The sequence below is a fragment of the Lactobacillus sp. 3B(2020) genome, from assembly GCF_013487845.1.
Classification (GTDB): domain Bacteria; phylum Bacillota; class Bacilli; order Lactobacillales; family Lactobacillaceae; genus Limosilactobacillus; species Limosilactobacillus alvi.
Window position 1 is genome coordinate 1,909,954 of sequence record NZ_CP047410.1, and the last position, 20,228, is coordinate 1,930,181.

Here is a 20,228-nt window from a genome sequence, read left to right on the forward strand (position 1 = left end):
GGAGAAATTAACCATGTCATACTTATACTACCGTGCAATTAACTGGGACGAAAATGAAGACAATATCGACCAAGAAACCTGGCTTAAATTAACCAATAACTTTTGGCTTGATACGCGTGTTCCCATTTTTGGTGATCGTAACGCTTGGAATCAACTGCCCCAAATTGATCAAAATACGATTGGCCAACAATTAGCTGCCCTTTCTTTAAATTTTGCTTTTCAGTCTGAATTAGGCGTCCCTAGTCTCCGTGATGGTCATTTAACGCAACAAGAAGAGGCCGTTATCAACATGATCACCTTCATGGAATCGGTCCATTCTAAAGCGATAACCACCATTTTTCGTGGCTTAGGTGAGAAAACCGCAGCAACCAATTATTTCAAATGGGCAGATGATAATCAATGGCTTCAAGCATCGGTTACAGCACTAACACAGGCAATCTCGGATGATGACCGCCTTAAACGGCGAGCGGCCTTTCTAATTAGCGAAACTATCTTAACAAATGGACGTTTAGCTGTTATTAACCAATATCCCTCTTTAACGGGTATTCAACAAATGGTTAAAAACATTATGACTGGTCAAGCCATCTTTATTGCTTATCTTAGCTACAAATTTCGTAAGAGTTTTAGTCAGCTCCCGATGCCTCAGCAGGTAGAACTTACTGATTGGATCTATCAATTTGAAGACCGTGTGATTTCTCAAGAACAACAATTTTTAGCGTCATCAACCAACGGAGAATTTCAAACTGTTTGTCAGGATGAAGTTAATACGATTAATCAAATGATGGGTTTAACCGCGGATAATCTAAATTCCCCTAAGTCTAATTTTGCTAAAAAATTACAATTTATTCGTCAAAAGGTTGCCACCGTTGAGCCTGTCGCTGACATTACAGATAGCGACGCAATTGAAGTAATGCAAAACGATGATTATGATTTTTAGAGAGGATAACAATTATGACATATCACACCATCAACTGGAACATCATTGAAGACGAATTCGATGAATATGTTTGGGATAAAGCGACGGCACAATTTTGGCTCGATACCCGTGTCCCCGTTTCCCACGATCTTGGCGATTGGCGCCAATTATCAGAAAACGAAAAAGCCGTTATTAATAAGGTTGTTGGCGGCTTGGCACTTCTTGATACCCTTCAATCTGAAGAAGGCGTAAATGTCATGCGGGTGGATGCTCGAACCCGCAAGGAAATTGGGGTCATTAATGACTTTTTGATGATGGAATCAATTCACGCCAAAAGTTATGGTACGATCTTGATCTCCCTTAATGATCAACAAACGATTGATGATACTTACCAATGGATGAATAATGACCCGCGGATGCAATACAAGGTTAAGCGGATTAATGAAATTTATCAAAACGGCAATAATCTCCAAAAGAAAGTGGCTAGTGTATTTCTCGAAGGGATTCTCTACTATTCCAACTTTTTCACGCCCCTATGGTACCGTGGACAAAACCAATTGGCTAACCTATCAGAAATCATTAAGCTCGTTATTCGGGACGAATCGGTCCATGGAACCTACTTAGGATATAAATTTCAAAAAGCTTTTCAAGAGCTAACTTCCGCTCAACAACAAACATTCAGAAAATGGATGGATAATCTCCTAGCTGATTTACTGGATAACGAATTTAAATTTACGGACCAAGTTTATGCTCCCTTAGGCGAAACCTTTGTCGCAGATGTAAAACAATTTGTTAAATATAACGCTAATAAGGCCATGAATAATATGGGATTTGATGCAATTTTTGACCATGCGGCCATCGAAGATATCAACCCAATTGTAATGAACGGCATTTCTACTGAAACCGCTAATCATGACTTCTTTAGTCAAGTTGGAGCTGGATACTTAATGGGGGAAGCTGAGACTATGACTGATCAAGACTACAACTTCTAATTTAACTCCTCCTGCCCCTTTTCAAAAAGGGTGAGGCCGGAAAGGAACACATGTTGTTTCCCGGTCTCACCCTCTTTGACTCTAAAATAAGTAATTAATTATTCGCAAACACCAACTCATCCGCTTGGGATAAGTCCGGTAAATACCGGTAGCCGGCAAGGTTAAATTTTTTAACCCCCTCCAAGGTTTGAATTTGATTTTCCGCAAGGTATCTTACCATACTCCCGCGCGCTTGCTTAGCCCGGGTAGCCTTTTGCTTAACCTTACCGTTTGGCTGTAATTCACCAAAAACGCAGGTCACAAATTGTTGATCTGCGGCTACATACGGACGAATTGCTTTGGCATATTCTTGGGAGGCCAGATTCAACACCAAATTACCTTCCGCATACAGGCTTTTTGCTAAACGATCTCCCCAATAATGATAAAGATCCGGGGTCCCATTAATTTTAGCAGCATCCACCATCCCCAACCGGTAGTCAACAATTCCATCTAAGGGTCGTAATACCCCATAAAAGCCAGACAAGATCCGGAGATGCTTTTGCACATACTCCCACCCCGCATCATCCAGCACCCCCGCTCCCATTGATTGGTATTGCAAACCAGTAAAGGCTAAGAGGGCTGGGGTTAAGTTTTTCTCGAGGTCAAATGCTTGCAACTTAGCATAATTGATGCGGACAAGGCGGTCACTACATTGCCAAACCGCCTTCATTTCCGCCATCGATAATTGTTTTAGCTGGGCGAGGATTTCCTTAGCTTGGGGTAAAAACTGCGGTAAATCCCGGTATGGTAAGGAATCAACGTCAACGGTCATCTTCCGGGCTGGTGAAATAATAATTTGCATCTTAAGCCTCTTTCTTTTTCCCTAAGTGATATTGGAAATGGTAATTCACGAGGTTCGCGCCTAAAACAACTAAGGCTAAGATAAAGCCCATCACAAAGTCAACGTGACCACCCATGTAAGTCCGCATCGCCATGCTTCCAGTTCCGTGGTTTTCAAATTGCGCCATTAAGGAAGCCAAGAAGACCACCCCGGTTGCTCCGGCAAATTGTTGTAAGACATTAAAAATTGAACTGACATCGGCAGCACTTTGAACTGGCACCTTAGTCGATGAATTTGAAATTGTATTAGCGAAGGTCATATTAAAACCGGCCCGCAAAAGTATAAAGAAAATGGCAATCCAGACTGGCGTTAACTTGGCTTGGAAAAAGAGAAAACTGGCCGTGCCGAGTGTCAGTAAACAGCTCCCCGTAAGCACTGGCATTGCAAACCCAACCCGGTCGGCTAAGGCCCCGGAAATTGGTAACATCACCGCGCCCAATATCGTCCCGGGAAGTAAAATTAATCCCGCTACTAACGGACTAGCGTGTAAAGTATATTGGGCATAGACCGGAATCACCGTTGAAAGCCCAATGTTAATAAATTGCAGGGAAAAGTAGGTTACCCCATTTAAACTAATTTCGTAATGCTTAAAGATGCGTAAGTCCATCAAGGTAGTCGCACCGCGGAAATTTAACCAACCGAAAATCCCAAAGAGGACTAAAGCGAGGCCCATTAGGAGATAAAATTTTGGCGTAATCCCAACATTGCCAATCAATGAAAAGGCATAAATCCAAGTAAACATCGCTAACGCTAAGGCAATAAAACTCGGTAAGTTAAAGCTAACCTGCTTAGTGCCTGCTCCAGCGGGAATGTAATGTTGACCAAGCAATAAACTAATGGCCGCGATCGGTAATAACAACCAGAACAAGGCCCGCCAGCTCATAGCCGTTGAGACCCAGCCCCCGTAAGTCGGTCCCAGCGCTGGAGCAAAGGAAATAATCATCCCGGCCATTCCGGTCATCATCCCCAATTTTTCTCGGGGCACCTGGGTAAAGACCAAATGAAAGAGGGTTGGCGTTGCAATCCCCGTCGCAACGGCTTGGAGGAGCCGACTTAGCATTAAAATCGTAAAACTTGGTGCCATTGCCGAACCAATATCCCCAATAATAAAAGCTACCACCGCTGCTAGTTGTAAGTGCTTTGTGGAAAAGCGTTTTAATAAGTAAGCGGTCGTCCCCATCATGATCGTAACCATTAAGAGGTAGCCCGCTGTTAGCCATTGCGTGGTATCAAGGGCAATTTTGAAAACCCGGGCTAATTCCGGGAAAGTGACATTCAAGGCGGTTTCCGCCATAATCCCAATAAAAGTTAATAAGGCGACTGAAAGCAAAGCCATATAGTCGCTTAGTTGCATCTTTTTCTCGTTCATCTTACACCTCTCAATAAATAAAAAGAGCCCCAGCGATTAACTCCGCCACAGCTCAAATTCTAGTTCTACTTTACCGATTTTTTGACCTTAAAACAAGCCCTTAGTGGGGATCATGTTGCTGATGCCACCGTTTGATTGCTTCAAAACGTTGTTTAACTTGGGCTTCCATCCCCTGGGTCGTCGGCTTGTAATAATGATGCCCAACTAATTGATCCGGCATCGTTTGCATACTGGTAATTTTATCCTTGGTATCGTGGGCATATTGGTAGCCCTTCCCGTAATTTAAATCCTTCATTAACTTAGTTGGCGCATTGCGGATTTGGAGGGGGACCGGTAAATTCTGGGTCTTTTTGATATCAGCTTGCACATCCATCACTGCCCGGTAAACGGCATTGGACTTTGGCGCCAAACTAAGATAAATTGCGGCTTCAGTTAAATGGACATTACATTCCGGCATCCCAATAAATTGGCAAGCTTGATAGACATTGATTGCTAAGTTAAGGGCATTTGGATCGGCTAAGCCAATGTCTTCACTGGCAAACCGCACTAGCCGCCGGGCGATATAGAGGGGATCTTCCCCACCCGCTAACATCCGGTTAAGCCAATAAACCGCCGCGTCGGCATCCGAGTTCCGCATCGCTTTGTGTAAGGCAGAAATTAAATTGTAGTGTTCTTCCCCATTTTTATCATAACGAATGGCTTTCCCGGCTAAGAGTTGATCTAAGAGATCACTCGCGACCACTACTTTGCCATCGGCTTGGCGATCACTATTTTCAACCACCATTTCTAAGGTATTGAGCGCCACCCGGGCATCCCCGTTGGCGAAAGTAGCAATTTGATCCACCATTTCATCAGTAATTGCTACCGGATAAGTAAACCCCCGCTTTAAGGCTTGGTGAAGGAGTTTTTGAATATCCTTGACTTGCAATTCCTTTAAAACAAAGACCCGACACCGCGATAAGAGCGCGGCGTTAATTTCAAAGGACGGATTTTCCGTCGTTGCCCCAATTAAAATAATTGCCCCGTTTTCGACATATGGTAAGAAGGCATCCTGTTGGGCCTTATTAAAACGGTGAAATTCATCAACAAAAACCACGGTCCGTTGGCCATAATCCCGGTTAGCCTCGGCTTGCTTCATCAAGGCTTTAATGTCCTTAATTGAGCTTGTTACCGCACTGTAAGTCACAAATTCGGCCTTGGTTTTTTGGGCAATAATTTTAGCTAAGGTCGTCTTCCCCACTCCTGGTGGGCCCCAAAAAATCATTGACGAGAGTTGATCCCGGTCAATCAAATCCCGCAAGATCTTTCCCGGTCCCACTAAGTGTTCTTGACCGACAAACTCTCCTAAATTCCGAGGCCGGACCCGGTCTGCCAACGGCGTATGGAGCGGTTGGGCAAAGAGTGATTCTTGTTTCACCAGTGTCACCTGCTTTGGTTTTTGTTTATATTCTACCACTCTACCACTAGAAAACCGCATCCCCACGTTAAAGGATGCGGTATGGAGGGTTATTTTGATTTTAAGCTCGGTGTTATTATTTACTCAATCGAAGGAAATTATGCAACGGAGAGTTTTTATGAAGTTTGACGAATGATTGCGGCGGGCTTAATCAACTGGAACGACCCAACCATGGGTATCTTCAGCATCCCCAAGTTGGACGTTCATCAGGGCGTTGTAAAGCTTGGTGGTAACCGGACCAACTTCGGTTTCAGAGTAGAAGACATGCTTCTTACCATCAAGATCAGTTAGGGAACCAACTGGGGAGATCACCGCAGCCGTCCCCATTGCGCCAGCTTCAGCCAAATTATCAAGGTCAGCAAGGGTTAATTGCTTTTCGACGGGGTTCAAGCCGAGATCTTCAGCCACTTGAAGCAACGACCGCTTGGTGATCGAAGGGAGGATGGAGTTGGACTTAGGGGTAACAAATTGACCATCCTTGGTAACCCCAAAGAAGTTGGCACCAGAGAATTCATCGACATACTTGTGTTCCTTGGGATCCAAGTAAAGGGCATCAGCGTAACCGGCCTTCTTGGCTTCCATTTCTGGTAAAAGACTTGCGGCGTAGTTACCAGAGGTCTTAGCTTGACCAGTCCCGGCTGGGGCCGCCCGGTCGTATTTAGAAAGGACGTATGGCATTGGGGTCAAGCCCTTAACGTAAGCACCAACTGGAGTAGCGTAAACGCGGAAGACAAAGTTTTCTGCCGGCGTCACCCCAACGAGTGGTTGTGTCCCAACCATAAACGGCCGCAAATATAAAGTACCACCAGTCCCATAAGGAGGAACAAATTCTTCATTAGCCTTGACGACGGCCTTAACGGCTTCTAAGAACTTTTCTTCGGGGTAGTGCGGCATTAAAAGGCGATCAGCGGAGTTGTTTAACCGCTTGGCATTGTCACTTGGCCGGAAAAGTTGTACCTTTCCTTCCTTGGTTCGATAAGCCTTTAAACCTTCAAAGACTTCTTGGCCGTAGTGAAGTACTTGCGCCGCTTCATTTAAGACCATGTTGGAATCAGCAGTTAAGCCACCCCCAAGCCAATGACCGTCAACGTATTCATCTTGCCAACGATAAGGTAAGTCACGATAACCAAACCCTAATTTGTTCCAATCCAATTCAGATGCTTTTGCTTTTGCCATTGTAATCATCCTTTCTGAATTACCCTAATTATGTATTTTTCAAAATGGTTGAAAAAAGTCCCCACAAACGAGTTGTTTGTAAGGACGACGAAGCCGTGATACCACCTTGATTTAATTGGAAATTTCCAATTCTCATTTCCACGATAAGGGGTGGGACCCGGGCACTCAAGACTGATCTTCACGATACTGGTCTTAACCCGTTTCACCAACCCGAGCTTCTCTTTCCAGTCCAAGTAACGTTACTCGTTCTCTCGCTGTGTCGATCACTGTTTAACCAATTTGATTGTTACTATCATAATTAGAATTTTCTCATTTGTCAACCATTTTAATTAAAAAACGATAAAAAACAAGAGTGAATTAATGAACCACTGAGTTTAGCGACCCGGATTTTGGTTGCTTTGTTAACTAGCGACTGGGAAAAAGCTCCTTGGCGGTTTAGTAAGAAAAAGAGGGTGGGAATTAACTATTAATTTTTGCCCCTCTAACATTAAAATCCGGACTATAATTTTTGCCTTGATCAAAAATTGTAGTCCGGATTTTCGATTGTTTATGAAATTGGCCCTCCATCGGTTAATTAATTGTCCCAATTTCGTTATGTTTAATGTCATCAGGGCTAGGCCAATGTCATTTTCCACAGCCCGTTGACCACGCAAATGAGTTCGGCGTATGCCAAAATCCCTCTTCATGTGACCAAAGACTGGCTCAACGTCGAACTTCCGTCGACGATAAATCGCCTTACCTTCGTCACTTGAGAGGGTCGCTTTCACTTTTGCTTTGTAATAATTCCAGGTCGGGTTAACCTTCATATAACGTTGCCGACCACCTGGTGTTTTCGCTAATTTATCCAATTGCGCTGACGGCTGGTGCTTATCTGCCCGATAGATTTTAAAATCACGTTTGAAACCATATTTATCGATTTGCTCACTATACCGATAAAAGCTAAAACGAACCCCTAAATGATCAATATAGTAATCATCTTCGGCGTTATACTGCCAATTTTGTGAGTTAGTTGGGTCGTTTTTAAACTTGCGCTTCTGTTCCTTTTGATAAGTTGTATAGGGAATAATAGGTTGCTTTTCAAACTGATCAAGAATCGTTGTGTAATTGTATTCACTACCATAACCTGCATCAGCGACGATATGTTTAAAGAAGCCTAAGGCATGAAATTGCTTAAGAAATGGTACTAAAGTCCTTGTATCAGTTGGGTTTGAAAATAATCCGTAATCAAGAACAAATTGCTTATGAGTGGCAATTTGTAAGTTATAGCCAGGTTTCAATTCCCGATTCATCATCGGATCTTCTTTCATACACATAAAAGTCGCATCATGATCAGTCTTGGAGTAGCTATTGCGACCTTGGAAGATATCTTCGGCATGTTCATACTTTTGGGCACGAGGAATTAAGTCGTTGCTTAGCTGGTGACGAAGTTTTTTTAGGAAACGACGACGCCGTTTCCTAACTGAACCACCTTTGATGATTTTGGGTTCTTGCTCAATCTCTTCATCTAATTTAGTGATTTGCTCTCCGAGTTCTTGTTCCATTGTTTTCATGCCTTCGGCAGAAGTGACCAGCTCTGGCGCCATTTCTTGCACCACTCGTTTTTCCACTAATTCCTCATAAATCTTACTTGTCTTTTCCCTTAACTTAGCGTGGTACTTTTCCACTGCACGACGCCAAGTAAATGAATATTTATTGGCATCAGCTTCGACCTTGGTTCCATCAATAAAAACTGCATCATTTTGAATTAGGCCGTGATCTGTTAAAGCCATGGTAAAGTAGACAAAAGCACGCTTGATCAGATTACTAGCGTGCTGACTGCTCCGAAAGTTATTGATGGTGTGGTAACTATAAGTATAGTCATGGGCTAACCAACGCATTGGTAGACTCTCATCCAACATCATTTCAATCTTTCTTCCAGAATAAGTTTGACGCGAGTAGGCAAACAAGAGGATCTTAAGCATAATTGCTGGATGCGATACAGGGCGGCCAGTAGCCGCCACCGACTCTTCCAATAGAACCTCCTGTGGAATTGAGTCGACAAATGCACTAATTAGTCGCGCAACATGATTCTGTGGTAAATCATAGTTATAGTTTAGTACGAATTCGGTTTGCCCTATGGTATAATTTTGATACATGGAAATCGCTCCTTTTTGTTTGTTTTTGTGGTAATTACATCATATCAGGAACGATTTCCTGTGTACATAAAAACCGGATGATGAATTGTTCAAGAAATTCATCATCCGGTTTTTACTTTGGACTAGGAGTTTTTTCCCAGCCTCAACTTTATCAATAATTTAAACGCATTAAGTTGGTACGAGTGAACGCAACTACCATTCACCGATTGCTTCTCACTACGATACCGGTATAACAACGCACGGTTGGGTTGGAGTGCTAGTCTTTAAATTAGGAACTTACTTATCACTCACGCTAACACTTGCCGTGGTATCAACTTCTGGCATTGGCGCATCGTCAGCTTCAACCGAGGCAGAAGCACCCGTATCAGCCGGTTGGGTTGGTGTCTGGGTAGGAGCTGGCTGGCTGGCTGAAGCATCATCACTAACGGAAGCCGAAGCCCCAGTATCAGCAGCTGGTTGGGCCGGTGCGGCCTTGGCTGGTTGATCATCTTCCTTAACAGAAGCGGAAGCGCCCGTATCAACCTTGTTGTTTGGATCGTCAACCAACTTTTGTCCCGTCATTTCAAGGTACTTTTGCACAATTGGCCAGAAGTCTAAGACAATTTCGTTAACTCCACGGTAGTTACCATCTTCATCGTGAATGGCTTGGTAGTTGTTAACTACCCACTTAACGTTCTTCCGGTCAACTGGTTCGGCTAATTGGAACATGTCCGTCTTTCCCGTCCGTAAGGTGTGAACCACTTGCTTAACGTGGTCAAAGACATTCCGCACATCGGGGTGAACCATACTCAATGGATTCCCAGTTTGGTCGGGGCGTCGCTTAGCGAACATCTTCGTGTCAGGGTTCTTGTGGTTATAGTAGATAAATTGGTTATTATCATCCACGTAAGTTAATTCGGCCGGAATAGACTTCAATAACCAGTTGATTTGGTCGACGGTCAAAACCCCAGAGTCTAACTTCACGTAGTCCTTACCGGAAGCGGCATGCTTAATTTCACTAGCCTTTTCAACCCACTTTGGATCGTCCATGTCGACCCCTTCGATAGTGGTATCGGTCTTCCCGGAAGCCGTCAAGTCTTCGTTTTTCCAAGCATCAGGGGCTTCAGGGCCCTTCAAAGCCTTCAAGACGGAAACCCACTTCGTAAATTGCCCCAAAATGTCGCCTAAGAACTTAACTGTCCGGCCATCCTTTAAGTTGTCATCTTCATCAAAAGCATCGCGCACGTTTCCCAAAAGAAATTCGTTTCCGGGCATTACTAAGGCGTTAACCCCAGGGGCTTCCAAGATTCCTCGTAAGTCTAATTGGGCCCGGGATGAGCCTTGGGTAAAGTATGATACCCCTAAAATCAAAACTGGCTTGTCCTTTAATGGGTGGATCTTGTATGAGAGCCATTCAATGGTGGACTTCAAAACCGCCGTCGTGGTGTGGTTGTGTTCTGGGGTAACCATAATAACCCCATCAGCACCTTCAATCCGGTGCTTGAGGTATTGAACCGCCATGCTGTTGGTTTGGTCATTGTCTTCGCTAAACATTGGCACGTCTTTTAGGCTTAAGATCTCGATGTCAGCCAAGTTGTTAAAACGATTAGCGATAAACATCATTAACTTCCGGTTGTATGATTCTTCAGCGATTGAGCCGACAATCCCAACTAACTTCATCCGTATGTCCTCCTTATTATTTGTTCTTTAAATCCGTCTTGCGGATATCATTCATTGCGTGTTCCCGGTTGTAAACCAGGTTTTTGTTAACATCAACGAAAGTTTCAAAGTCATTGAATAAACCATCTAGGCGATCAACTAAGTTTTCTTCCTTCAAGTTGCCATTATCATCAAAGGCTTGGAGGGAGTGACCTACCATGTATTCGGAGCTTGGCATGATCCGGGCACTCAATTCCGGAGCATCCAGCATTTGCCGTAACATGGCTTGGGCCCGGGAAGTCCCGAGCATCCCGTAAGAAGCCCCGGTGATCATAACTGGCTTATCCGCAAAGGGGTGCACCCCGTATGATAACCAGCTTAAGGCGTTCATCAAGACAGCTGGTACCCCGTGATCATATTCGGGCGTGGAGATCAAAACCCCATCTGCTTCTTCGATCTTTTTGACCATCGCAGGCACTTCAGCTGGCAAGAAGCGGTCTGGAGTTTTGTAGAATACTGGTAAGCCCCCAATTTCCATTAATTCAATGTCAGCTTGGTCCTTAAAATGCTCTTTAATAAATTGTAAAAGCCGCCGGTTGGTAGATCCGGCCCGATTAGTACCAGGAATCGCAATGTACTTTTTCATGTCGTAACTTCCTTTCCGATCACACGTCTAATTCATCCCCCTCATTTTCCTATATTGTGAAGCGATTTGCAAGGCGTTTATTTAAATTTGGAATATTTATGGAACTATAAATATTTTTTATTTGACCATTATCAATTATTAATTTAAAGCGATTTTATTCATCGGAAAGTAATAATTCCAAACCAGTTTAGAACCATTTTGACCAAAATTTAGGTAATTCCCTGAGGTTGTTTTGGAAAAATTTCACAGTCTCTTTTGCCCTTAAATTGACAACTTTTGAATAATTGTTCACAAAACCAAAATTTCCCGGGAATTACGCGGTGATAAAGTTAGTCAGCGAATGAAATTGTATTCAAAGCTGAGTCCTTATCTGGTGCGTAAGGCCCAGGAAATCTGGATTACATAGCATGTTACTTAAGACGGCGGCTTGATTGTTACAACTCATTGGTCGTTAACCCATGCCAAGTCAAGCAGGAGGTAATCAATGGGAGTAACTACCATTCAACTACTACTTTTCTAAATATGAAATTGGCTTGTTAACTTCAACCTTGGTCCCCTTGAACTGCTTAGCAATATAGTCTTGCGTATCCTTGGAGTGGTAAAGTTTAACCAACTTCTTATAAGCAGCTTTATTGGCGTTCTTCTTAGCTGTGGCGAGGACGTTAACATTATCCTTGGTGCTTTGATCAACCTTTTCGTGGTAAATAGAATCCTTCAATACGTTTAGGTGCCCTTCCAAGGCAATCGTATTCCCGATCAAAACGGCATCAACGGAGTCAATGACTCGGGGACCAGTGGTGTCATCGATTTCCTTAAAGGTAAAATGGTGCGGATTGGAAGCAATTTTGTTGGTCCCACTCGTCGCCGTAAAGCTCTTCTTTAAGGTAATTAACCCCGCACTTTGTAAGAGCTTCAACCCCCGGGCCGTATTTGCCGGGTTGTTGGCGATCGCAATGGTCGCTCCTTCAGGTAGATCCTTGACGCTCTTGTACTTCTTAGAGTAAATCCCCATTGGTTCCAGGTAGGTCGTCCCTAAGGCAACCAGCTTTTGCTTACTATCCTTGTTAAAGTTTTGCAGATAAGCCCAGGATTGGAAAGCATTGACGTCAACTTCCCCATCCGCAGTCCCCCGGTTTAATTGTACCGGATCAGTAAAGGACTTCACCTTAATCTTTAAACCAGCTTGCTTAGCAGCTGAACTATTTGCGATATGTTGCCAAACCTTCACATCCGCCCCTAAGGAACCGACCGTGATAGTTTGTTTGCTTTGACTGCCCCCTTTTGCCACCCAATTTAGGCCAGCCCCAATTACAACCACGATCACAAGCGCTAAAAGCCACCACCACTTAGTTTGTTTCCGTCTTTTCATTCTTAATACCCCCTAATTGCTGCTGGAAATTAAAAAATCCCAGAAAACCAGCTCTGGTTTTCTGGGACGCTTGGCGCGTGTTACCACCCAACTTTGGTTTAATCTCACAACTAAACCCTTATCAAGTACTACCATACTTGGACCACGATATCGAGTGCCAACCGCGATAAACTAAAGTTCATTTACCGTTTCGCTCCAAGACCATCTTCGGTTCTGCCACCTTGCTGGCTTACACCATCCCCAGCTCGCTTAATCGGCTTTCAAACTTACTCATCTTTTCTCAGCGTTTTCTAATTTAATTACCATTATTCTACTCAGATTTACTCGCTTCGTCAAGGCCTTTCGCAACTTTTTTTCGTGACGTGTATTCCCCTTGCTTGACCTTCACCGGCGGGCTCGTATAATGAAGACAAAATTAAAAAGCAGGTGAAAGCATGGCCACAAAAAAACTCCTCTTATTGTCCACCGGGGGCACAATCGCCTCGGTTGCTTCTAATACGGGCTTAGCCCCTGGTGAATCTGGCGAAGACTTGGTCCAAACGCTCCACAATCTTCCCTATGAAATTGACGTTAAGGACATCTTATCCTTAGACTCCTCCAACATCCAGCCGGAGGAATGGCGCTTGATGGCAGAAGATATTTATCAATACCGCCAAGATTACGATGGCATTGTAATCTCGCACGGGACCGATACGATGGCCTACACGGCAGCCATGTTGACCTTTATGTTACAAAACATCGAAATTCCCGTCGTCTTAACCGGGAGTCAGGTACCAATGAGCGTCCTTTTAAGTGATGCGCCGCGAAACTTAACCCTCGCCTTTACGGCCGCTGCCAAACTCCAACCCGGGATTTACTTAGCTTTTAACGGAAAAGTCATGCGGGGTTGCCGAGCAGTTAAGGTCCGGACCACTGACTTTGACGCCTTTGAAAGTGTCAATTTTCCACCGGTTGCGGAAGTTACTTCGGATGGGTTTAACATTCGGACCCACCGCAAAAGTGACAACAAGCCTTGCCAGCTTAATACCAAGCTAGATCTCAACGTTTCTTTAATCAAACTCTTCCCTGGCTTTGATCCACAGATTATGCTGGCAATGGCCAAAAGCGGTTGTCACGGCTTCGTGATTGAAGGATATGGTCTTGGTGGCATGACCTTTATTCGGCGGAACGTGGCGGCAGTAATTGGCCAATTAAGTCGGCAAAATATCCCTGTGGTGGCTGCGAGCCAATGCTTGTACGAACGAAGTGACCTCACCAAGTACGAAGTTGGCCGGCAAGCGCTTTTAGAAGGCGCCATTAGTGCTCACGATATGACTTCAGAAAGCGCAATTACCAAGTTGATGTGGGCTTTAGGCCAAGAGATGGACCTCGGCCAAGTGAAGGAATTTTTCGCGACTGACGTGGCTGGCGAAGTGACCTTGGACTAATAATTTTTAAAAAGCTATGGTCAAATACCACTGAATATGCTATTATTATTGAGTTGAGTTATTCACCCATGCGGGTATAGTTCAGTGGTAAAACATAACCTTCCCAAGGTTAAGTCGCGAGTTCGATTCTCGTTACCCGCTTAATTAAAAGGCATCGCTTCGGCGGTGCCTTTTTTGTCCCTAAATTTAATCTTAAAATGCGGGTTTTTGGCGACCAAGAGAATTATTAAAGGAGATGATTATCATAAATAAACTTCATCGTGCGTAATTTGTTTAAATTGATGGTGAACTGGTTACTAGCTAGGGATAACTTGGATAATCTCTATCAGCGAGCTAAATTTAATTAAGTTATCTGTTTTAATATACTTTTTCATGAAGAAGGTCCTTTCTTTTGAAGAGACAGGGGGATAACCATCTTCTTTTTTATACATAAAATCCTATAAAAAATTGGTACTGTTAGGATTTTACCCCTATTAGTACCAATTTTTGTAGATCCGTTATTGATGCTTTATTTATCTAATGGAAACGTTGGGTAAGCGATTTGCTCTCCATAATCTTGGTATATCGCAGAGCTACTTTTATCACGCCCAGCATTTTCATCGTTATGTTTCCATTTGTTAATATTCTTAGGAATTAGATTTAGACTAGGTTGGTTGTTATGCGCATAGAGCTTATTTAAAATTTTCTTGCTAAAAGTTGCAGTGTGCTCCGTTGGGTTACCTGGGTCCCATGCCGCATCATCAGTTGGGTCGACTTTAGGGTTGTATGGTGACTGATCGTAATAGTGAACTTTATTGCCATCAATAGTAACAACAGCTTGCTCCATGCCTCGGTAAAAAATCAAATAATGATTTTTAATTTTTTTGATTGCAACTGACGAGCCGTCAACACCCAGATTAAAACCGCCGGCCCCTTTATTCGCTCTGCCTTCAGACGATCTATAAGGGAGCATATCCCTTGCCGTGTTGTTATAAAGTAATGCGTAGATTGCGTATTCTTCGTTACTGATCTTCCTAGTTTGCTTAACGCTTGAAGAACTTGAAGAAGATGACGAATTGCTGGATTGATTGCCACAAGCTGCCAATGTAAATATTGCCAGCCCAGTAACGGCAATGGCCCCAAGTTTCTTGATATTCATGATTACTCCCCCTAGTTTCGCTTAGCCTTCCGGTTAACACCCGTCAACCCCAGTAACCCAGTCAACCCAAGCATTGCAAGCCCAAGAACGCCGAGAGCGTTGGTTTCATTACCTGTTTGTGGCAACTTGTTAGCTTCGCCCTTGTTAGAAGCGACAGTTTGCAATTTCGTCGTGGCAGTTGTCTTAGTATTATTAACTACCACACCGTTGTCAACACCCTTTTGAGGGTTACCAGCAACAGGTGCCGTTGGTTGAGTTGTATCACCTTGGTCATCGTTATTAGATGGCTTTTGCCCGTCGTTTGAAGGTGTTGTCTTGCCACCGTTTTGAGAGTTATCAGTAGATGGCTTCTTTTGATTGTCATCTGTTGGGGTAGTTGGTGTTGTTGGGTTATCCGGTGTAGCTGGATCGTCCGGCTTAGCTGGGTTATCTGGTGTAGTTGGTTCATTGTTATCCTTAACAGCCAGAACATGCAACTTTGTTGCAACCGTAGTCGTAGAACCATCAGGGAACGTTACGAGCGCATTTTCAGTGTAGTCACCAGCAGTTTGAGAGTCTTGCTTAACTTGGTTTGCATCGGCCCAAGTTACGGTCGTGTTAGCTGGCAACTTGCCGTCCCAAAGCTCAACCGTAGCTTCGTCAGCGTCAGGTAAGGCGACCATTAAGTTCATTGCCTTAACCTTGGCATCGCCCCGGAGTTGATTAATTAAGGTTGGAACAGTCGCTGTTTGCCCAGCGTTGATTGTTACTTCACTAACCTTAACTTGGTCACCGTAAACCTTAGCATCAGTCCAAAGGTTAGCCTTAGCATCGTCAACCGCTTTTTGTGCATCTGTAACCGCCGCGTTTGCTTTAGCAAGAGCACTCTTAGCTTCATCTAGCTTCGTTTGAGCGGTTTGGTTAGCCGCGTTAGCGGCATCGTACTTCGCTTGAGCGTCCTTTTGATTAGCTAAAGCAGCTTGGTAGTTAGTTTCAGCGTTTTGCAACTTCGCTAAGTAATCTTCCTTTGCTTGGAGATCCTTTTGCGCATTCGTAGCGGCTTGTTGCTTGGCTTGCAGATCGTTTTGCAAAGCAGTCAACTTAGCTTGATCAGTAGCCAGTTGCTTGTTAGCGTCAGCTAACTTAGCGTTAGCTTGAGCAAGGACGTTTTGAGCGTCCGTTACAGCTTGTTCAGCTTGCTTAAAGGCATTAACCTTATCGGCTTGATCCTTTTGAGCATTAGCTAATTGTTGGTTAGCCTTAGCTAACAAGTTTTGGTCAGCCGCGATCTTACCCTTGAGTTGCGTTACCTTGTTTTGCAGGTTAGTAGCAATCTTTTGGTCAGCATCAAGTTGGCCTTGAGCTTGGTTAGTCTTATCCTTAGCGGTTTGTAATTGACTGTTAGCTTCCTTCAACACATTTTGGGCATCGTCATCCGCCTTTTGTGCATCATCTAAAGCACTTTGCTTATCAGCAAGGCTTTGTTGGGCCTTAATCAGTTTAGCAGCAGTGTCATCAGTTGGGTTGAGGTCGTATTCGTTTTGGCGGAATCCCGAATCGTCTTTAGGGAATAAAGCTAAAGGATCTTGGCCTTCAATAATAAAGTGAGAATATCCATACTTGTCAAAGTCAACACCGAGCGTTTCGTTGTTCAAACTGTGAATAGTGGCACCAAAATTGATGAATGTATCTGTGTGCCACCAAGCCTGCATAGCGTCATGAAACATCATTGATTCAATGTCAAAGTAAATTTGACTCTTCAAACTGTCCATGGTTTGTGGGGCAACTGGAACTGCGTAATAAGCGTTGGTAGCTTCATCGTAATTGGAGTACGTCCGCAACGAAGTTGCCATATTTTCAAGAATTTGGTCCCCACCCATTGAAGTATTAATTGAGCGAAGAGCGTCTTCGTTATGTGACTTCCCATCAACGGTCCCATTTGCATTAATATGATCACCGAACGCATCCCAAGAAGGTTCGTTATATGCTTCTTCGACAGCTTTATTGCCAAGTTCTACCGACTTTGGCGAAACTGCAATTGGTTGCGTCCCCATTTGTTCGCGAATTTGGTTAATTAATTGTGCAGCATAGATTGACAGTTCTTTCTGTTGATCAAAAGTAAGGTTTTTATAATCCACAGAGATTAATTTGTCAGCGGCGTTTGATTGATAGTGATTGATAGACCAACCATTGCCAGCTACTTTAGTCAGTTTTTGATCTGCTTCAGCGATAGTATCATCATTAGCTTGTTTGTAAGCTTCATAAGCTTCCTTGTACCCTGCCGGTAGAACAATTGTGTTCTTAACTTCCGTTTGATTTTGGAGGGCATCAACCGCTGCTTGAGCTTCATCCTTAGCCTTCGTAGCGTCGGCTAAAGCTTGACTAGTTTGGTTAGCAGAGGCTTTTGCTTGGTCAGCGGCACTTTGGGCTTTTGCTTGGTCGCTTTGGGCCTTTTGTAAGTTAGTTTGATCGTTAGCGACCGTTTGCGTTTGCTTTGCTAACGTAGATTGAGCAGAATTAAGATCGTTTTGGTCATTCGTTAAATTGTTTTGCGCTGTTTGTTGAGCTGAAACGGCTGCCTTGGTTGCTTCATCACTGATAGCATTCTTAGCAGCGTCGGCACTTGCTTGCGCACTAGCAACGTTCTTAGTAGCGTTGTCAACGACTTGTTGCGCAGAATTAGCAACTGCTTGGTCACTGTTGACTGCCTTTTGTTGATCCGCAACCGCTTGTGATGCTTGATCGACTGCCTTGTTAGCATCTGCTACCGCTTGCTTTTGGCTATCAATTGCTGATTGAGCCTTTGCTTCACCAGCTGGGTTAGCGTCGCTCATTACGTTCTTAGCGTCAGCTACTTGTTGATTAGCGGTGTCTAAGTTCTTTTGCGCATTACTAACCGCGTTTTGTGCATTAGTAGCCGCGCTTTGGGCTGTGTCGACATTACCTTGTGCCGTTGAAGCTGATGTTTGGGCATCGCTCAAGGACGTTTGCGCATCGGTATACTTTTGTTGAGCAGCCGCTGAATCAGCTTCCCGTTGGCCCACCGTGGCCTTGACATCAGTTGCTGTTGCTTGGCTAGTAGCTTGGTTATCGCTAGTTGCAGCGTGAACATTGGTTGTTGCACCGGTTACGACGGTCGCAGCACCGAAAGCAACTGACGCTACTAACATTTTCTTCTTAGAATCTTCCATGATTAAACCTCCGTAAATACTAATTAGTGTTTCTATTACAATCCTCAAGTGAGAATTTCCTCCCAAGTAGGAACCTTTCGTTCAATAAATAACACTACGTTGTGATTATACAATAATATAATGTTTTTTCACATACTAGTGTGTTCTATTTTGAACTTAAAATCCATACGCTTAACTTAATCACGAATTAAGGAACGGCGGTCATGAAAGAAATAAATATCGGGCTCCGTATCAAGGCCCGGCGAAAAGATCTTAAACTTACCCAAGAAAAACTAGCAGAACTCAGTAACTCTTCAGTCAACTTTATCTCCCAACTTGAAAGACGAGAAAAAGATAATATCTCTTTGAGTAAATTAACTGACATCGCCGATGCGTTAAAACTATCAGTCGTTGAGCTCTTAACATATCAACTCAACGATCGCATTCAAATTAATCATCAACTTGCTAATAATTCAGATATTCCAAAGACGAAAGAACTGTTTGACTACCTACTAAAGTTAGATCCTCAACGAGCAGAAATAATTAGTGAGGGAATTTTAAAAATTATCAAAGCAAAATAAAACTGACTACTAAGATAAATCCATCTCAGTAGTCAGTTCTTTAGTATCTACTCTGTGTGTCACACACTAAAAACCGCTGAAAACACTGTAATACCAATAAAAAAGGCTCCTTAAAAATTAAAACGTGTGACAGTGTTACAGTGGCGTGTGACAAACGTGATTGTCTTTTAGTAAAAACGAATAAAAAAAGGTGTCTAAGAACGCCATTAAACAACGTTCTTAGACACCTTCTAACAGTTATTTATGCTGACTAGAGGATTCGAACCTCCGACCTCATCATTACTAGTGACGTGCTCTGCCAACTGAGCTAAGTCAGCAATTTCTCAACAGTCACTACTATATCAGATATTCAGTCCTTTGCCTACCCCTTTTGGCAAATTTTTTCAAAAAGCCGCATTTTAAGGCCTGATTCCATGGTAAGGTAGGAATAAACCAAGAAAGGATGATCCAAATGAAACAAGCATATTTAATCCATGGCACTTCTACCCGTGATGATGACTGGTTTCCCTGGCTTGAGGACGCCGCTAAATCGGCTATTAAATTAGACCGGCTATGGTTACCAGATCCTTTTTCTCCGGATCCCCAAGCCTGGGATCAAGCCGTTGACGACCAAATCCCCGTTGAAGATGGGATTACCATTGTCGCTCATAGTCTTGGTTGCATTACGGCCCTTCGTTTTGTTGCCCACCATCAAATCCAGGACGTTCGCTTATTACTAGTTGGCGCTTTTGATCGACCGCTTCCCCTTTATCCAAGCTTAGATGGTTTCACCAATCCCCGTCCAGATTATGCCGATCTGCGAACTAAGGTTTCAAAAGCCACTGTGATTACTGCCAAAGACGATCCAATCGCCCCTTACCGGCAGGCAATTACGATTGCTAGCGAATTGGAAGCAAAATTAATCTGCCAAGAACACGGTGGCCACTACCTCACCAGTGATGGTTTTCGTAAATTTCCGTTGGCGTTGAAAGAACTAGTAAGCTTACAAGAATAACTAACGAGGGTGAGCAGAAACGCACGTTTCTTCCCAGCCCCTCTTTCATCTCCGAATGTTACTCAGTAACTAAGGTCAAAGCAGTAGCTGAATGGCAGTTGCTTCCCTAACGGTCGCACCAACCGATTCAGCCTTGCATGGGCTCACAAATACTAAAAAGACTCACAAATACTAAAAAAACGGCCTGCAATTTCTGCAGGCCGTTTACATTTGCGTGGCGACGCCCTATCCTCACAGGGAGCGATCCCCCAACTACTTTCGGCGCGTTGAAGCTTAACTTCTGTGTTCGGCATGGGAACAGGTGTATCCTTCAAGCCATCATCACCACACTCTATCCTTTTCAGGACTGAAAGCTTGTGCTT

At 43.7% G+C, this 20,228-nt stretch carries 15 protein-coding genes, 2 tRNA genes and 1 rRNA gene; 6 read left to right on the top strand and 12 right to left on the bottom strand.

The annotated features are described in order from the left end of the window. Positions 1-13 precede the first annotated feature (13 nt). Positions 14-937 carry a ribonucleotide-diphosphate reductase subunit beta gene (locus GTO83_RS09520; protein ID WP_180870724.1) on the top strand — a complete coding sequence of 308 codons (924 nt, stop codon included), beginning with the start codon at positions 14-16 and terminating at the stop codon, positions 935-937. 14 nt (positions 938-951) lie between these two features. Continuing rightward, positions 952-1,908 carry a class 1b ribonucleoside-diphosphate reductase subunit beta gene (gene nrdF, locus GTO83_RS09525; protein ID WP_180870726.1) on the top strand — a complete coding sequence of 319 codons (957 nt, stop codon included), beginning with the start codon at positions 952-954 and terminating at the stop codon, positions 1,906-1,908. A 94-nt stretch (positions 1,909-2,002) separates the two neighbouring features. Here the strand turns inward: nrdF and yaaA are convergent, their stop codons facing one another. From yaaA to GTO83_RS09565, 8 genes are all read right to left on the bottom strand, one after another. After that, positions 2,003-2,749, bottom strand: a complete 747-nt coding sequence (yaaA, locus tag GTO83_RS09530; RefSeq protein WP_180870728.1) for a peroxide stress protein YaaA — start codon at positions 2,747-2,749, stop codon at positions 2,003-2,005. Between the two features lies 1 nt (position 2,750). Beyond that, on the bottom strand, positions 2,751-4,157 hold the full coding sequence (locus GTO83_RS09535) for an MFS transporter (protein ID WP_180870730.1): 1,407 nt from the start codon (positions 4,155-4,157) through the stop codon (positions 2,751-2,753). A 100-nt stretch (positions 4,158-4,257) separates the two neighbouring features. Next, on the bottom strand, positions 4,258-5,574 hold the full coding sequence (locus GTO83_RS09540) for a replication-associated recombination protein A (protein ID WP_180870731.1): 1,317 nt from the start codon (positions 5,572-5,574) through the stop codon (positions 4,258-4,260). Between the two features lie 186 nt (positions 5,575-5,760). Beyond that, a complete protein-coding gene (locus tag GTO83_RS09545; RefSeq protein WP_180870733.1) occupies positions 5,761-6,789 on the bottom strand; it encodes a branched-chain amino acid aminotransferase in 1,029 nt (342 codons plus the stop codon). A gap of 401 nt (positions 6,790-7,190) precedes the next feature. After that, positions 7,191-8,924, bottom strand: a complete 1,734-nt coding sequence (locus tag GTO83_RS09550; RefSeq protein ID WP_180870735.1) for an IS1182 family transposase — start codon at positions 8,922-8,924, stop codon at positions 7,191-7,193. A gap of 276 nt (positions 8,925-9,200) precedes the next feature. After that, entirely contained in the window at positions 9,201-10,583 is a 1,383-nt protein-coding gene (locus GTO83_RS09555) for an NAD(P)H-dependent oxidoreductase (protein ID WP_180870737.1), read from the bottom strand. A gap of 16 nt (positions 10,584-10,599) precedes the next feature. Continuing rightward, positions 10,600-11,208 (bottom strand): NADPH-dependent FMN reductase, encoded by a 609-nt coding sequence (locus GTO83_RS09560; protein WP_180870739.1) that lies wholly within the window; start codon positions 11,206-11,208, stop codon positions 10,600-10,602. Between the two features lie 508 nt (positions 11,209-11,716). Further along, positions 11,717-12,577 carry a MetQ/NlpA family ABC transporter substrate-binding protein gene (locus GTO83_RS09565; protein WP_180870740.1) on the bottom strand — a complete coding sequence of 287 codons (861 nt, stop codon included), beginning with the start codon at positions 12,575-12,577 and terminating at the stop codon, positions 11,717-11,719. 434 nt (positions 12,578-13,011) lie between these two features. Here GTO83_RS09565 and GTO83_RS09570 point away from each other — a divergent pair, with 434 nt between their 5' ends. Together GTO83_RS09570 and GTO83_RS09575 are read left to right on the top strand one after the other, a co-directional pair. Next, on the top strand, positions 13,012-14,004 hold the full coding sequence (locus GTO83_RS09570) for an asparaginase (RefSeq protein ID WP_180870742.1): 993 nt from the start codon (positions 13,012-13,014) through the stop codon (positions 14,002-14,004). Between the two features lie 70 nt (positions 14,005-14,074). After that, a tRNA-Gly gene (locus tag GTO83_RS09575) sits at positions 14,075-14,145 on the top strand. A gap of 367 nt (positions 14,146-14,512) precedes the next feature. Here GTO83_RS09575 and GTO83_RS09580 read toward each other — a convergent pair. After that, positions 14,513-15,142: a hypothetical protein gene (locus tag GTO83_RS09580; RefSeq protein ID WP_180870744.1), complete on the bottom strand. Its 630-nt coding sequence runs from the start codon at positions 15,140-15,142 to the stop codon at positions 14,513-14,515. Positions 15,143-15,153: 11 nt separating this feature from the next. Further along, positions 15,154-18,312 (bottom strand): SEC10/PgrA surface exclusion domain-containing protein, encoded by a 3,159-nt coding sequence (locus tag GTO83_RS09585; protein WP_180870746.1) that lies wholly within the window; start codon positions 18,310-18,312, stop codon positions 15,154-15,156. 203 nt (positions 18,313-18,515) lie between these two features. On the opposite strand from GTO83_RS09585, the gene GTO83_RS09590 reads away from it, so the two are divergent. Beyond that, positions 18,516-18,872: a helix-turn-helix domain-containing protein gene (locus GTO83_RS09590; RefSeq protein ID WP_180870748.1), complete on the top strand. Its 357-nt coding sequence runs from the start codon at positions 18,516-18,518 to the stop codon at positions 18,870-18,872. Positions 18,873-19,116: 244 nt separating this feature from the next. Here the strand turns inward: GTO83_RS09590 and GTO83_RS09595 are convergent. Beyond that, a tRNA-Thr gene (locus GTO83_RS09595) sits at positions 19,117-19,189 on the bottom strand. A 134-nt stretch (positions 19,190-19,323) separates the two neighbouring features. Here GTO83_RS09595 and GTO83_RS09600 point away from each other — a divergent pair. Further along, positions 19,324-19,866, top strand: coding sequence for an alpha/beta hydrolase (locus GTO83_RS09600; RefSeq protein WP_180870750.1), 543 nt, complete (start codon positions 19,324-19,326; stop codon positions 19,864-19,866). Positions 19,867-20,078: 212 nt separating this feature from the next. On the opposite strand, the gene rrf is transcribed toward GTO83_RS09600, so the two are convergent. Continuing rightward, a 5S ribosomal RNA gene (rrf, locus tag GTO83_RS09605) occupies positions 20,079-20,195 on the bottom strand. Between the last annotated feature and the right edge of the window lie 33 nt (positions 20,196-20,228).

What these genes read in the sequence shown, in the direction of transcription:
- GTO83_RS09520 (WP_180870724.1), top strand. Translation starts at nt 14, where the DNA reads ATGTCATACTTATACTACCGTGCAATTAACTGGGACGAAAATGAAGAC.
- nrdF (WP_180870726.1), top strand. Translation starts at nt 952, where the DNA reads ATGACATATCACACCATCAACTGGAACATCATTGAAGACGAATTCGAT.
- GTO83_RS09565 (WP_180870740.1), bottom strand. Translation starts at nt 12,577, where the DNA reads ATGAAAAGACGGAAACAAACTAAGTGGTGGTGGCTTTTAGCGCTTGTG.
- GTO83_RS09535 (WP_180870730.1), bottom strand. Translation starts at nt 4,157, where the DNA reads ATGAACGAGAAAAAGATGCAACTAAGCGACTATATGGCTTTGCTTTCA.
- GTO83_RS09570 (WP_180870742.1), top strand. Translation starts at nt 13,012, where the DNA reads ATGGCCACAAAAAAACTCCTCTTATTGTCCACCGGGGGCACAATCGCC.
- GTO83_RS09560 (WP_180870739.1), bottom strand. Translation starts at nt 11,208, where the DNA reads ATGAAAAAGTACATTGCGATTCCTGGTACTAATCGGGCCGGATCTACC.
- GTO83_RS09585 (WP_180870746.1), bottom strand. Translation starts at nt 18,312, where the DNA reads ATGGAAGATTCTAAGAAGAAAATGTTAGTAGCGTCAGTTGCTTTCGGT.
- GTO83_RS09555 (WP_180870737.1), bottom strand. Translation starts at nt 10,583, where the DNA reads ATGAAGTTAGTTGGGATTGTCGGCTCAATCGCTGAAGAATCATACAAC.
- GTO83_RS09545 (WP_180870733.1), bottom strand. Translation starts at nt 6,789, where the DNA reads ATGGCAAAAGCAAAAGCATCTGAATTGGATTGGAACAAATTAGGGTTT.
- GTO83_RS09580 (WP_180870744.1), bottom strand. Translation starts at nt 15,142, where the DNA reads ATGAATATCAAGAAACTTGGGGCCATTGCCGTTACTGGGCTGGCAATA.
- GTO83_RS09590 (WP_180870748.1), top strand. Translation starts at nt 18,516, where the DNA reads ATGAAAGAAATAAATATCGGGCTCCGTATCAAGGCCCGGCGAAAAGAT.
- yaaA (WP_180870728.1), bottom strand. Translation starts at nt 2,749, where the DNA reads ATGCAAATTATTATTTCACCAGCCCGGAAGATGACCGTTGACGTTGAT.
- GTO83_RS09550 (WP_180870735.1), bottom strand. Translation starts at nt 8,924, where the DNA reads ATGTATCAAAATTATACCATAGGGCAAACCGAATTCGTACTAAACTAT.
- GTO83_RS09600 (WP_180870750.1), top strand. Translation starts at nt 19,324, where the DNA reads ATGAAACAAGCATATTTAATCCATGGCACTTCTACCCGTGATGATGAC.